The sequence below is a fragment of the Rhizobium sp. WSM409 genome (assembly GCF_057653825.1).
In genome coordinates, this window is the sequence record NZ_JBYGKP010000003.1 from 132,865 (window position 1) to 145,420 (window position 12,556).

Consider the following 12,556-nt stretch of genomic DNA (forward strand, 5'->3'; position numbering starts at 1 on the left):
AATAGCACAGGGCGATATTCAACAATCGAACGATTTTCACTGTATTGTCAGCTTCGGCGGACAAGGACGTCTTTATAGACGAGGCTTCGGTTTGGTCCGCAAATGATGAAAGCCTATGCCAACGGTCCGAACCCCCTGTAATCATCAAGGAGGGACCTATGACTGCGCTTGTTAAAATTGCGACGTTGGCATTTGCCATAAGCATCGGCTTTTCAGTAAGCGCGTTCGCCCAAACTCCGCAATGCCCCGCAGACATAGCGGGGGACGGAGACGAATTCCTCAAAAAATCCAGAAGCTATGCCGTCCCGACCCCAGAAGAACGGCATGAAGTGGAGGATTTCATATCGCATTACGCATGGCTGATGGACAACAAAAATGCGGTTGGGGTGCGGGAGCTTTTCGAGCCGGGAGCCACCTATTTGCTGTGTCAGACGGGATCGAGCGATGAAAAAGATTCTGGGAAAGACGAAACACTCGAAGACTTGCTCAGGATGTCATTCACCGGGTTAGGTGACAAACGCGCGCGCCGTTTGTTCAGCAACATTCTCATCCGAAAGAACACCGCAAATCAAACGTACGAAGCGCTGATTTCGTCTGTCGTATTCACCCAGGGTCCGTCAACCAGTACGGAGCCACCAAAAGTCGATTACATGGCGAGTCTCTACGCGACCATCGTCAGGGACTCTTTTGGCAACACCTTGAAGTTCGGGTCCCTGGTCGTTCTGACGGATCAGAACGGAATTAGTATCAGAGCTCGCTGAACCTTGATACCTAATTCGAAAAGGCCGCGTCCATGACGCACTTGGGGCGACTGTTCGCAATTCCGTTGATCGGACTGGCGGTCCAATTCGGCTCAGTAAGACTGGGGTTCCAGGATGCGTATACGTCGCAAACAAACGTCTTCGCCGTCACCTCGGGATCATTGTCGGCGAGATTGACGTTGCCCGGCGACGCGGCGCTCTTCGATGACCTCGTGCTCAAGTGGAATGGTGACTATTCTTGGGCCCCGGCGACGGGCGGCAGCGATCCCGTGACCAGGTTCGGAGATGAGGCGAGATCCGTGTTCGGACCCATACCCGACGGTGCCTGCGCGGGACCGCAATCGAGATCACTCGGCCTCGAGGTCGACGGAAGCTCGGTCGGAGTGGAACCAAATGTCGCCAAGCCCGGATCCCCGCTTGAGTTCGCCCACCGGGAAGCGGGTGGCCAGATAGTTAAATGGACAAGCGCTGTGGCCAAGTGCGACAAACCCTCCCTCGCTGGCGGCGTGACATTCTGTGGGCTGAACTCCCGCATCGCCAGAGTAAAACGGAACCGTGTAGAATGGCTGTTCCTTTGCAGGAAGTCCTCCGACGATCTCGAAGTCCATGCGCAACCCTACTGGACGCAGACCGATCCGCGTTTCTCGCGCTACAGCGCGATCGGCTACAACGAGATAACAGGCGAGATAGCCTTTATCGACGGGCGCAAGGACCGCGGCGTCTTCGATTGGTCAGAGCGCTTTCCGCCGCCCGGCGGACAATCGTATCAGGACGAAATGGGAAGGCGGGAGGCAAAAGAGCTTTACGACAAGACGTTTGAGGTTAACTGCGTATCCTGCCATGATAACAAGAAACCCGCGATCATCGACCCGCATATGCAACAGGCACGAGTGGGGTTCTCGGGCGACAGGCATGATGCGCGGACCACCGCGTTCAGTCTCGGAAGTTTTTTCCCGGGCAGAGTAGCCAACGTTGACGCGCCGTTTCGCGTGATCGGTTCGGACTATGCCGTCGCCCATAGGGGAGCGATGCGAAACGCGAATGCCTTCGCGATAAAGGGTCACCCGTGCTTTGCCTGTCATAGTCTGACCACGCTGGAGTCCGGAAGGCGTTTCGCCGCGGATGCAATAGGGATGTCCCCCAAGGTCAGAGACCCGACAATAGGGCAGACCGTAGCGATCGCACAGGAAAAGGCGGCTCTTCAAATGGTCCGAGATCACCGGACAAAATGGGCATCCGAGTTCGGTGAGGGAGGGATCATGCCGTGGATGTTACCAAATCACGGCGGAAGACTCTCAGAGGGGTCGGGGCAACTAAGTGCTTCGGAATGGGAACAGCTCAGTGCATGCGCATGGGGAAGCGGCGGCGATATCTGCGGCTTCCGCCCCCTGTTCACAAGCTGCCCGATACCAGGCGAGAGCATCGACACGTTCGTACCCTTCGACTTCTCTGTCGCTTCCCAGCCGACGGTGAACGGCAACGATCATAGCGCAATTAGGCTGACTTGGAGATATTTGAACGGATACGGAGCGGTCCCCGAAAGGGACGATGTACGGTTCGACGTGGCGCTGAAGTTGGAAGACATACCGTCTTCGAGAGTTTCGCCCGAGATCAGCGACTACCCGGGCGTGAACGAATCCAAATCCGCCATTGCTTTAGGCCCTGGCGTAGTTGTCAGTCGCACAGCAGAAAATTTCCTGTTGATACGCAACGTGTCGTTTGAGGGGCACCGCAGATGGACCGATGCTCCAGCAACGAGTGAAACGCGCCGCTACTCGATTGCCATCCCGGATGTTTGTGGGAAACGCTACCTTTTTCGCATCTTGCCGAAACGCTTTTGTTTCGAGAACTCTGGAGTCGTTTCCGGCAAACGGGACTATCTAGCCTTTTACGATTCCGGCTGTGGCGAATAATCGCATTAAGTTGAGTGGGGCATCACGTGCCGCTAGAGCAACGCGACAAGATTTCCGTTTTGCGTCGGATTGGAGGGGGAGAAGCCTTCGCCAGCTAATGCCGGGTGTCCAGAAGCGGTTCGTCGTCGAAATTGCCGTTGCTGACGGCGTCGCATGAGTTGAAGCTACGGCCCCCACCTCCGGTTCCGTATGCGGTCAACTGCACCATCACGGCCTTCGCTCTTTCAAGGGCTTCATCAGCGCTGACTGCGTGCTCGTCGGCGACCTTGTCAGAGACGGCGTCGCCGTCATCTCCGATGAAATCGATCTTCCAACCGCCAGCTTCGTGCTCGATCCTCGTATCCGCCAGATGCATGTCATCCAGCCTTCTTGTTCTTGCGATGCGGCCATCGAGCTCTACAACGAGGACTGGCGCTCGGTAGAGGAGATGGCGACCGTTCTGATCGGCACTTACGTCGGGCTTGCCGCCACGCGCGTAAACGCGCCTTCTTCGAGCTCAGTGCATTGACAGGCCAATTCAGATCGGGCTGAACTCGACGAATTCGCACTGCATGTGATCCGACCGCGTCTTCATCCAGTCGTAGACATTTTCCCCCTGGTCGATTGCCGAGCAGATCATTCCAGGCAACACGGTACCGGATGGATTGGTCGCCGCTTTCCGAGCGATGTACCGCCATAACATGCCCGAGGTATCGGACCGGTCCTTCTCGATACGAGAGAGTTGGACGACACCGCATGGATCTTCGGGCTGGGATGATACGACCCAAGCACCACCATTCGCGAAGTCGGAGACCCAGACGAACTCCTGCGTGAACGGGTTCGAGCTGACCTGGCAGGTCCGAAGATGCTTCGCGTGGTCGGCCCTGGTAATCTTCAGGGGCGATGATCAACATTCCCGTTCCATCGTGACAGGTGCATGCACCAATCTTCTAAAGCCGCTGTGGCAACCTTATTCATGAGCCGTTTCGGGCAAGAAGTAGTTCCTCTCCCTTCACAAACAGCTGATTTTCATCGGAAGGTCTTCTCGTTGTGTCCGTTCCTGACGACCGTGGCTTAAAGGCTTGCCTTTCTTTTCCGTGCACTAGGTTTGGCTTGGATATCAAACGCTGATTGGACCCCAAATGTCTGTTTCCGACGATCTCACGCTACAAGTTGCAAATACTCGGCCCCAAGATGCGGGAACGGGGATAGCCAGGCTCTCAGCGGCAGCGATGAACAAAATCGGAGTGAGCGAAGGGGAATTAATCGAGTTGGTTGGCAAGCGTCACACGGCTGCTGTGGCCGTGCGACCATACCCCGAAGACGAGGGACTGAACATCATCCGTCTCGACGGTCTCCAGCGGGTGAACGCTGGTGCCACGAGTGGAGACCACATTGAAGTTCGAAAAGCTGAGGCCCGACCAGCCGCCAGGATTGTACTGGCACCAGCTCAGAAGAACCTTGTGCTTCAAGGATCGGGCGATGCTCTGCAGCGCGTCTTTTTGCGTCAGCCGATGGTCGCGGGGGATGTGGTCTCGACCTCGGTCCAGCAGAGGAGCCGAGACCCCCGAATGCTTCAAGCCTATGGCCTCCAGGAAATCCGGCTGGTGGTTGTCTCGACACATCCCCGCGGCGTTGTGCAAGTCAACGAGCAGACCGTTGTGGAACTGCGACCACAGTACGAGGAGCCCAAGGAGGCGCGGCGGGCGGATGTAACATACGACGATATTGGCGGGCTAGGCTCCTCGGTTGAGCAAGTCCGCGAGATGGTGGAGCTTCCATTGCGCCACCCCGAGCTCTTTCAACGCCTCGGCATCGATCCGCCGAAGGGTGTCCTGCTTTACGGGCCGCCCGGCACCGGAAAGACGCTGCTCGCTCGCGCGGTCGCCAATGAAACTGAGGCGAATTTCTTTCACATCGCCGGCCCTGAGATTATGGGGAGCAAATACGGGGAATCCGAAGAACGTCTTCGGCAGGTCTTTCAGGAAGCATCACAAAACGCACCATCAATCATCTTTATCGACGAAATCGACTCAATTGCTCCGAAGAGGGAACAGGTCACAGGAGAGGTCGAGCGACGGATCGTTGCGCAATTGCTGACGTTGATGGACGGCCTGGAACCGCGTCAGAATATCGTTGTCATTGGTGCAACGAACCGGCGCGACGCCATTGACGAGGCTCTACGCAGGCCGGGTCGCTTCGACCGGGAAATCGTCATCGGTGTGCCGGACCAAAATGGCAGGAGGGAAGTCCTCGCAATCCACACACGCGGCATGCCGCTCACCGAAGATGCGGATCTTGATGAAATAGCACGGACGACATATGGTTTCGTCGGCGCAGATCTCGGTGCTCTCGTGCGAGAGGCCGCAATGGATGCCCTACGGCGGGTCTTGCCCGATATAAACCTCAAGGAAGGCATCCCGCCTGAGATCCTTGAAAAGCTTATCGTCTCGCACGACGACTTCATGTCTGCAATGAAGCGAATTCAGCCGTCTGCGTTGCGCGAGATCATGATCCAGGCACCCAATGTGCGCTGGGAGGATGTCGGCGGTCTAGATGACGCACAAATGAAGTTGCGGGAAGGGGTGGAGCTTCCCCTCCGCGCCCCACAGTCATTCAAACGGATGGGTATTCGACCCGCCAAGGGCTTTCTGCTGTTTGGTCCTCCGGGCACGGGCAAGACGCTGCTCGCAAAGGCGGTTGCCCGCGAGGCCGAGGCAAATTTTGTCGCGACCAAATCCTCGGATTTGCTGTCAAAGTGGTACGGCGAGTCCGAGCAGCAGGTGTCGCGCCTCTTCGAACGAGCACGTCAGGTCGCTCCGACGGTAATTTTCATTGACGAGATCGATTCCCTAGCCCCTGCAAGAGGAGGTGGCCTCGGAGAGCCTGCGGTCACAGAGCGTGTGGTGAATACGCTATTGGCGGAAATGGACGGCTTGGAAGACATGCAGGGGGTCGTGGTCATGGCCGCCACCAACCGTCCCAACCTATTGGATCCAGCCCTGCTGCGGCCAGGCCGGTTCGATGAGCTTGTGTATGTGCCCGTGCCTGATACCAAGGCGAGATTGAAAATCCTTGGAATTCACACCAAGAAGATGCCTCTCGCCGCTGACGTGGACCTGGATGACCTTGCGGCGAAGACTGAACGCTTTACTGGCGCTGATCTGGAAGACTTGACACGTAGGGCCGGCCTGATCGCGCTTCGTCAGTCCCTGGACGCCGAGATCGTGACAAGTGCGAACTTCGCTAAAGCACTCGAAGAAGTTCGGCCGTCCGTAACACCCGAGGTCGAGCGCGAATACGAGGAAATGCTTCGGACTCTGAGACAGGAAAACCCCCAGCGAATGCAGATCGGATTTACACCGTTGAAGATTTCAGGAAAATAGCACGCAGACGACAACAAGCCGGCATTCGCGTTGCTGTTGCCGCCTGAACTGGCGACCGTTTGTAGTCAAAGGTTTGGGAAGCTTCGTCGCCTCGATCGGACGACGGCGCAATCGATAGCGTGTTCGAACAACTGCAGGAGGGCAGGGCGGAGGAATTTCTGTCTGACGATCCGGCAGTTGCCGCGTTTCGGAATGCCCCGCCCATCGTGTCGTCGGTATCGGCGCGACAATTCCGCCTGATGCTTCGGCGCTCCGGCCTCCTCGACCAGGTCAAGGCATGGGTGGCGCAGCAGGATGGCGAGACCCAGGACGCCTTCGAATACAGCGGCACCTTCGTCAAGGACAGCCCAATGTTGGCGGCCGGCTTCGCGGCCATGGGCTTCGCGTCGCAGCAGATCGATCAGTTTTTTGCGGCCGCGGCTTCTCTCTAACCGTCAGGGGGTCAAATAGCCGGCGTGTATACCGTATCGAATGGCTATCAAAAAAGCGCCCCCGATGCCGACGGCGAGGAGAACTGTCATACGTGTTTCGTCCTTCAGCAATTTTAACTCCTCACAAAAAAAACGATGAAGTAGGCCTTCCAGGCCGTCAGTATCGGGTAGGGACATACTTGCGTGGATGGCAGATGGTAACAATCTCCGTGTGAGGACGGTACGGCGGGCGGTACTCCACCAATAGCTGACCGCACTCGTGAAAGGTCTTCCTGACATACACCTTTTTAGGGTGGTAAACGACGTGGCGCGTAGCCGGTGGTGGGCGATAACCCTCGATCATGTCAGCTGCAAAAACCGGCTGGCACAGGATAGCTGTGGCACTGACAGATAGAGAAACGGCTAGTGCTCGAAACATATTTCCCTCCTTGATGGTGTTAAGGAAATATGGCGAAGGGCGAAGATGTCGAGTTCTTGGCTACCCCACCTCCCTGACATCATTTGATGCGCTGCCGCGCTAAAAAGCCAAGCCGCCTCCGAGCGGCATTCTCACATCCAAAATCGGAGAACTCTCCATGCTCGTCCATAACTGGCGCGAGGTGCTTAAGCGCGCCTGGTCGGTAGTTAATATGCAATAGAAATTACCTGAGCAGAGGAAACGATAATGCCGAACGAAACGATTCTGGCAGCCGCCGAAGGGTTGCCGAAACTGAGCAGGCGAACGCTTCTTGGAGCCGTGACCGCCATCATCCCGGCGGCCGCAACTCCTGCTAAAATGAAGGCTTTCGACAGGGATGCTTTCTTCGCGGAGGCAACTCCGGCCCAACTTGCCAGCTTTCACGCAAAAGCCCTCACCGAGGCAATGGCCAAGCTGCACCCCGGGCTGTCATGGCGTCATGTGATCGACCACAAGGTTCAGTTCGTTCTCGTCGTGGGCGACGAACGGCCGGCCGTTTCACCTCGTCAGGAGGTGTGACCATGCGCATCTCGCGGTTGGTGCATATACTTGGCTCAATGAGCGAAGCCGAAAAACTCGGCATCGTCGCCAGAGTCAACCATCGTGCGAATATTGAAGCCTGTATTGAGGATCTGATCGGCATTCTCGACTTCATGGACGGCGACGAGAACCTGGAACCTGACAACGACAACGAACCCAGCCTCGGCGCCCCTGAGCATGTCACGCAAACGCATTGGTATATGCTGGTGGGTTCGGAGCAGGCTGACCTGGAAATCGAAGACGAGAACGACGAGGACGGCGGCGACACCGAGCTGAACGGGGATGAAGTGGACAGCAACTTCTCCGAGGATGGATAAAGCCAGTTCCAAGATGTCTCTAGTGGTGGTCCGCTAACGTCTAAAGACTTCCTATACACATTGGGGGAAGAGGCGAGGGAGCGGCCATCCGCCTGGCGCTGATTAACGCAGGTAAAACAGAGACTTATGATGGAACAAATGGCGCACCCGACAGGATTCGAACCTATGACCTTTGAAATTGGACCAAGGATTTCCGGAAGCTAAGTTGCGAATAAACGAGGTTTACTCGGCTCAATCAAGCGTCATCAATAGAAGAACGAAGCCGCACCCCGATTCCTCCTCCGGTGACTTCGCCATCAGCCTGAAAGATGATTCCTGCGGCTTCGAAGGTGAGCGTCAGAAGGCGAAGATTGCTTTCACGCATATCTCCACCTTTTTCAAAGGCGCGTATCGAAACCGCGCTTATCGATGTTCGCTCAGCCAGGTCCCCTTGGGTCCAATCCAAAAGCGCTCTTGCAGCGCGACATTGCGAGTGCTTCAGCATAAAACTTTCGTTTTTAGAAAGTTGGGTATTGAAAACAAAACTTCAGACTGCTATTCTGGCGCAACTTACCTTTTACGAAGCATCGTTGCAACAAACGCGACGTGCGGCGGAGCGTATTCATGGAACTACGCCAGCTCTCCTACTTCGTCGCGGTGGCCGAGGAACTGCACTTCGGCCGGGCGGCTGCCAAGGTGCGCATCGCCCAGCCGGCACTCAGCAATCACGTGCAGGCGTTGGAGCGAGAACTTGGCTGTGCGCTGTTCATCCGCTCGACCAGACGGGTGGAACTGACCAGGGCAGGGGAGATCTTCCACGAGCGTTGCGTCGGGATCCTGAGCGAGGTCGATCTGAGTGCCGAGATCACCAGGGCGGTGGCCGGCAAGACGATCCGGCAGATCAGGATCGGCACCGTCTATCCGGCGACCACCGGCGTGCTGCCGGCGTTCCTTGGAAAGATCGCCCGCAAGTACCCGGATATCCGCATTCATATATCAAGCGGCAATACCGGCGACATCATCCGCGGCCTGGAAAACGGCCAGATCAATCTCGGCTTCATCAGACCGGTTGAAAACATCGGCTCGTTGCGCTTCTCCTCGATCGCCCATGAGCGGTACCTGCTGGCGGTGGCGAGGAGCAACCCACTGGCGGAGCGGGCGGAGATTGGTATCGACGATCTGCGCTCGGAGAAGATCATCGCCTTCAATCGCAAGAACCTCTCCTACACCGAGCGGTACTTCAACGAGAAGTTCGAGGAATATGATCTGACCCGCAACATCGCCTATAGCTGCGACGACACCTATTCACTGGTGTCGCTGGTTTCTGCCGGCCTTGGCATCGGCTTTGCGCCGGAATGGACCGAGGGCCTGCCGAACCGGGCCTTCGAGCTGAAGGCGGTGAAGGGCATCGACTTCCGGATCGGGCTTGGCGTCGCCTGGAATAAAGAGGATCCAACCGCCTCGCGCGACGACATCGTCGATATCGCGAGGTCGTTGGCGCGGCCGGGCAGGTGAGGCGAGGGAGCCCACAGATGGTGGGTCCAAGCGGAACGGCTTGCCCGGGGGCAGGGGGTCAGGCGGATGATGGGACGTCAGGCGGTTCTGGCGCCGTTGCCTCGCTGATCATGCCCCTACGTCATCTGCTGCGAGATAGATCGATTCCTCGATCTTGCTACCGTTCGCGCGCAGTGAAAGCCTTCAATCGCAGCGGAACAGCAAGGCGGCCGAAACCAATCGACTTATCATAGCGCGCCCCCGTCGTTCGAGGGAAATGGTTACGAAGATGCAAGACATCACGCCGGAGGGTGGGGAGCTGGGTTTGCGATAGTGACTGGAAAGGTGAGTTTTCGAGCGTGTGCGTGCTGTGACATTAGCACCACGTTCCGTTCGGGACGTGGGGGCGTAACGGTAGTCGGGACGTTCTTTCGTGAGGGCGTGGGACCAGAACTCGCCGGGAACTCGACTCTCTGAGAGCTGTGTACGACCGCGACCCGGGTCCCACTGACGATCCCGCCGACGAGATCGACGAACCTTCGGACGACTGGCCCGCTTCCCAAGGCTGACCACGCCGCGGGGTCAGGTTGGTTTCTTGTTCAGGATCCATGAGCACTGAAATTCTTTGCTCGCAAGGCCGCATCGCTGAAATGCTTTTGACCACGGATGTACTGGCACTGGTAAGAAGGCGATGATGAGGAGGGTCGGTTCGGTTTCGCCACGGCCCTTTTTTGTTTGAGAGGCTGGAGTTTCCTCGGGCGGATCAGTGCCACGTATCCAGCAACGGCTCGTCCTCGTCAAAATTTCCATTGCTGGCGGCATCGTACGGGTTGATGCTCCGGCCGCCGCCACGCGTGCCATATGCCGTCAACTGCACCATGACCTCTTTCGCACGCTCGATGGCCTCGTCTTCGCTTGCAGCATGACCGTCCGCGACCTTGATCGACACCAAATCGCCGTCGTCGCCGAGAAAGTCTACCCGCCATCCTGTTGTCTCGTGAACAATCTTCGTTTCCAGCAAGTGCATCTGACTACCCTGACTTTCTACCTTTGAGATCTGCCTCGACGCTCTTGCGGAGCGCGTCCATGATGCTGACCACATTCGACTTCGGAGCGGATTCGCCCGCCTTCCCCTTCGCCGCCTTTTTCGGCTTCAGCGCCTTCTTCTTCTCAGCGATGAGCTTGAGCAGGCTTTCCTGGATTGGATCACTCACCATGTCCGGAGACCAACGCGCGGTCTTCTGCTTGATAAGCTGCTGCACAAGGGGAATGAGATCCGGATCGGCCTGCTCGTCGATGTCTTCGAAATAGTTCTCTTCCGGTCGAACCTCGTCGCCGAAACGCAGCGTCCAGAGGACGATGCCTTCGCCGCGAGGTTCCAGGACGACCGCCCGCTCTCGGCGGCCCATCACGAGCTTCGACACGCCGAAAACCTTGTCGGCCTTCATGGCATCCCTGATCACCGCGAATGCCTCGTTGCCGACGGCGTCGTCCGGCATCAGGTAATGCGGCTTCTCGAGATAGATCCACTCGATGCTGTCGGCCGGGACGAACTTGTCGATGTCGATCGTCTTCACCGTGTCGAGCGCAACGGCCTCCAGATCGTCCTCGGTGAGGATAACGTAGTCGTTCTCCCCGCGAGCGTAGCCCTTGGCTTCGTTCTCGTCCTTGACAGGCTTGCCCGTGACGGAATCGATGTAGCGGGAGACGACGCGGTTGCCCGTCTCCTTGTTGAGTGTATGGAAGCGAACCTTCTCGCTTTCGCTGGTGGCCGGGGTCATGGCCACGGGGCAGGTGACGAGGGAAAGTTTGAGATAGCCTTTCCAGTAATATTTCGGCGCCATGACCTATCCCCCTAGCTGGCCTTGCGCCGCGGAGCGGCCCCGGAAGAGGCGGCTTTCGAAGCCACTCCGCGCGCGGCGCGCTGCCTGCCAGTGCCTTGATTGGCATTGGCCGCAGTGCGTTTCGGTTTATCGTCAGCGGCTTTCATCATCCCAGCACTCTCGCGGAGCGCGGCCAGAAGATCGTTTGGCTTCGAGACCTGCACCTTCTTCGGCTTCGGAAGCGACTTGCCTTCCAGTTTCGCCTTCACCAGATCGGCGAGGGCGGCTTCGTAGCGGTCGTCGAAGGTCGCCGGATCGAACTCGCCCTTCTTGGTGCTGATGATGTGCTTTGCGAGATCGAGCATCTCGCCCTCGATCTTGAGCTTGGGCATCTCCTCGAAAGCCTTCTCGGAGGAACGAACCTCGTAGTCGTAGTTGAGCGTGCTAGCGATCAGGCCCTTGCCGTGCGGTCGTATCAGCACCGTACGCATCCGACGGAATAGGACGGCGCGGGCGATGGCCGCGACCATCGACTTCTTCATCGCATCGCGGAGAGCCGCGAACGCGTCTCCGCCCATCTTGTCGGGCGTGAGGTAGTACGGCTTGTCGAAGTAGACGTCGTCGACGTCGGAGCACGGGATGAACGCCTCGACCTCGAGCGTCTTGTTGCTCTCGGGGATCGCGGCGGAAATTTCCTCGGGATCGATGATGAGGTACTGGCCGTTCTCGATCTCGAAGCCCTTGGTCTGGGCTTCCTTCGGCACCGGATCCTCGGTCTCGCTGTCTATGAAGATGCGGTTGACGCGGTTGCCCGTGGCCTTGTTGATGGTGTTGAAGGTGATGCGCTCGCTGGTCGAGGCAGCCGTATAGAGAGCGACGCCGCAGCTTACCTCGCCGAACTTCAGAAAGCCTTTCCACTGCGCACGCTGTCCTGAGGGCATGACGAGTTCTCCGAATCACTGATACGCGACTCAAAGACGTGTCAGGGTGATTCGTTCCGACTCAAAACGAATCATTTTTCAATACCTTACGGAAATTCTCTTCCAAATTGATTCCGCCGTCTCCGCTGGTCGAATTGCGCCCGGCAGTAGTGGAAAGCGGTGGAGATTGTTTAGTTCGAGAGCCACAGCAACCTGATTCCTCCAGCGCCATGCCGGGGAGCTTAGGGAATTCCGCGGCCGCTTCAAGCGCGGCATCATCCACTATCTCCCGGGAACCACCGGAATCGTTATGAGTTTCTACTTCGGGCGTTCATTTGAAGGAGAAACCCGATGGCACAGACACCGACATCCCGAGGCCGCGCGCAGGATCGAGCCCGCGTGGCCGGCGGCCAGGATCACGAGGTCAAGTACGAAGCAAAGAAGGAGGGCGTCTCGAAAGATGCCGTCAAGAAGGCCGTGAAGAGCGCTGGAAACTCAAGGAGGAAGGTCGAGGCCGAAATTGACCGCCGTTAGGCGACCCGAACGAAGTTGCTTC

15 protein-coding genes are annotated in these 12,556 nt (G+C 57.5%); 8 read left to right on the plus strand and 7 right to left on the minus strand.

What is annotated here, in order from left to right; all coding sequences use genetic code 11:
• Positions 1 to 158 precede the first annotated feature (158 nt).
• Both AC25BC_RS28135 and AC25BC_RS28140 read left to right on the plus strand, forming a co-directional pair.
• The gene (locus AC25BC_RS28135) at positions 159 to 761 is read left to right on the plus strand and encodes a nuclear transport factor 2 family protein (RefSeq protein WP_128439058.1); all 603 of its coding nucleotides are present in this window, start codon (positions 159 to 161) and stop codon (positions 759 to 761) included.
• A gap of 32 nt (positions 762 to 793) precedes the next feature.
• Positions 794 to 2,674 (plus strand): hypothetical protein, encoded by a 1,881-nt coding sequence (locus AC25BC_RS28140; RefSeq protein WP_128439057.1) that lies wholly within the window; start codon positions 794 to 796, stop codon positions 2,672 to 2,674.
• Between the two features lie 94 nt (positions 2,675 to 2,768).
• Here AC25BC_RS28140 and AC25BC_RS28145 read toward each other — a convergent pair whose 3' ends face one another.
• Together AC25BC_RS28145 and AC25BC_RS28150 are read right to left on the minus strand one after the other, a co-directional pair.
• Positions 2,769 to 3,029 (minus strand): hypothetical protein, encoded by a 261-nt coding sequence (locus AC25BC_RS28145; RefSeq protein ID WP_003553697.1) that lies wholly within the window; start codon positions 3,027 to 3,029, stop codon positions 2,769 to 2,771.
• A gap of 162 nt (positions 3,030 to 3,191) precedes the next feature.
• Positions 3,192 to 3,356 (minus strand): hypothetical protein, encoded by a 165-nt coding sequence (locus AC25BC_RS28150; RefSeq protein ID WP_164903006.1) that lies wholly within the window; start codon positions 3,354 to 3,356, stop codon positions 3,192 to 3,194.
• 439 nt (positions 3,357 to 3,795) lie between these two features.
• Between AC25BC_RS28150 and AC25BC_RS28155 the strand changes: the two genes are divergently transcribed.
• From AC25BC_RS28155 to AC25BC_RS28170, 4 genes are all read left to right on the plus strand, one after another.
• Positions 3,796 to 6,039, plus strand: a complete 2,244-nt coding sequence (locus AC25BC_RS28155; protein WP_003553701.1) for a CDC48 family AAA ATPase — start codon at positions 3,796 to 3,798, stop codon at positions 6,037 to 6,039.
• Positions 6,040 to 6,158: 119 nt separating this feature from the next.
• Positions 6,159 to 6,470 carry a hypothetical protein gene (locus AC25BC_RS28160; RefSeq protein ID WP_003553703.1) on the plus strand — a complete coding sequence of 104 codons (312 nt, stop codon included), beginning with the start codon at positions 6,159 to 6,161 and terminating at the stop codon, positions 6,468 to 6,470.
• 664 nt (positions 6,471 to 7,134) lie between these two features.
• Complete coding sequence (locus AC25BC_RS28165; RefSeq protein ID WP_003553706.1) at positions 7,135 to 7,446, plus strand: hypothetical protein; 312 nt, start codon at positions 7,135 to 7,137, stop codon at positions 7,444 to 7,446.
• Between the two features lie 2 nt (positions 7,447 to 7,448).
• Entirely contained in the window at positions 7,449 to 7,784 is a 336-nt protein-coding gene (locus tag AC25BC_RS28170; RefSeq protein ID WP_128439055.1) for a hypothetical protein, read from the plus strand.
• A 235-nt stretch (positions 7,785 to 8,019) separates the two neighbouring features.
• Here the strand turns inward: AC25BC_RS28170 and AC25BC_RS28175 are convergent, their stop codons facing one another.
• On the minus strand, positions 8,020 to 8,268 hold the full coding sequence (locus AC25BC_RS28175) for a helix-turn-helix domain-containing protein (protein ID WP_003553710.1): 249 nt from the start codon (positions 8,266 to 8,268) through the stop codon (positions 8,020 to 8,022).
• Between the two features lie 119 nt (positions 8,269 to 8,387).
• Here AC25BC_RS28175 and AC25BC_RS28180 point away from each other — a divergent pair, with 119 nt between their 5' ends.
• Entirely contained in the window at positions 8,388 to 9,278 is an 891-nt protein-coding gene (locus AC25BC_RS28180) for a LysR family transcriptional regulator (RefSeq protein WP_128439054.1), read from the plus strand.
• A 742-nt stretch (positions 9,279 to 10,020) separates the two neighbouring features.
• On the opposite strand, the gene AC25BC_RS28185 is transcribed toward AC25BC_RS28180, so the two are convergent.
• The 4 genes from AC25BC_RS28185 to AC25BC_RS28200 form a co-directional block, all read right to left on the minus strand.
• The gene (locus AC25BC_RS28185) at positions 10,021 to 10,284 is read right to left on the minus strand and encodes a hypothetical protein (protein WP_017996668.1); all 264 of its coding nucleotides are present in this window, start codon (positions 10,282 to 10,284) and stop codon (positions 10,021 to 10,023) included.
• A gap of 4 nt (positions 10,285 to 10,288) precedes the next feature.
• Positions 10,289 to 11,101: a non-homologous end joining protein Ku gene (ku, locus tag AC25BC_RS28190; protein WP_128439053.1), complete on the minus strand. Its 813-nt coding sequence runs from the start codon at positions 11,099 to 11,101 to the stop codon at positions 10,289 to 10,291.
• Between the two features lie 11 nt (positions 11,102 to 11,112).
• Positions 11,113 to 12,021 (minus strand): non-homologous end joining protein Ku, encoded by a 909-nt coding sequence (gene ku, locus AC25BC_RS28195; protein ID WP_003553717.1) that lies wholly within the window; start codon positions 12,019 to 12,021, stop codon positions 11,113 to 11,115.
• Between the two features lie 61 nt (positions 12,022 to 12,082).
• Positions 12,083 to 12,283 carry a hypothetical protein gene (locus AC25BC_RS28200; RefSeq protein ID WP_128439052.1) on the minus strand — a complete coding sequence of 67 codons (201 nt, stop codon included), beginning with the start codon at positions 12,281 to 12,283 and terminating at the stop codon, positions 12,083 to 12,085.
• Between the two features lie 68 nt (positions 12,284 to 12,351).
• On the opposite strand from AC25BC_RS28200, the gene AC25BC_RS28205 reads away from it, so the two are divergent.
• Positions 12,352 to 12,534, plus strand: a complete 183-nt coding sequence (locus AC25BC_RS28205; RefSeq protein ID WP_012763478.1) for a DUF3606 domain-containing protein — start codon at positions 12,352 to 12,354, stop codon at positions 12,532 to 12,534.
• Positions 12,535 to 12,556 lie beyond the last annotated feature (22 nt).